Genomic DNA, 443 nt, shown 5'->3' with positions numbered 1-443 from the left:
GACGTGGTAAACTACGATTCACAGTCGTTTGAATTGATTCATTTAAAGATTTTAAATGGCGATGGACTGTAGAAGGTGATACACAAAGGTCTTCAGCAATATCCTTTTCTGAAATCACTTTCGAGAGTCGCTTTGTCATCATGAGTTTGACATTATTGGAAATTGTACAACGTGCATCAATATAAGGCGTTTTAGCTGTATAAGTCTGACCACACTCCTTACAGTAGAAGCGTTGCTTTTTCAACTTAATATGAGCAGGTCTATCAAATACAAGTCCCATATATACAGTAGTTTGACGTGATCCATGCTTAATGACAGTATGATTAATATTTTTGATACCACAACACTCGCAACCCGTAGGTTCGTAGCTAACATAGCCAGTAAAAACTAAAGATGTTATCCCTTTAATGTCCTTTAACCCTAAATAACCTGTTATTTTTAAA

The 443-nt window shown here is 35.7% G+C and carries 1 protein-coding gene; it reads right to left on the bottom strand.

The features are described 5' to 3' along the window. A partial coding sequence (locus HHH54_RS10920; RefSeq protein WP_198618816.1) for a transposase family protein occupies positions 1 to 443 on the bottom strand: 443 nt, incomplete at both ends.

Origin of the sequence: Staphylococcus canis (assembly GCF_016238445.1) — a bacterium.
GTDB classification, from domain to species: domain Bacteria; phylum Bacillota; class Bacilli; order Staphylococcales; family Staphylococcaceae; genus Staphylococcus; species Staphylococcus canis.
This window is presented reverse-complemented; position numbering and strand designations above follow the sequence as displayed.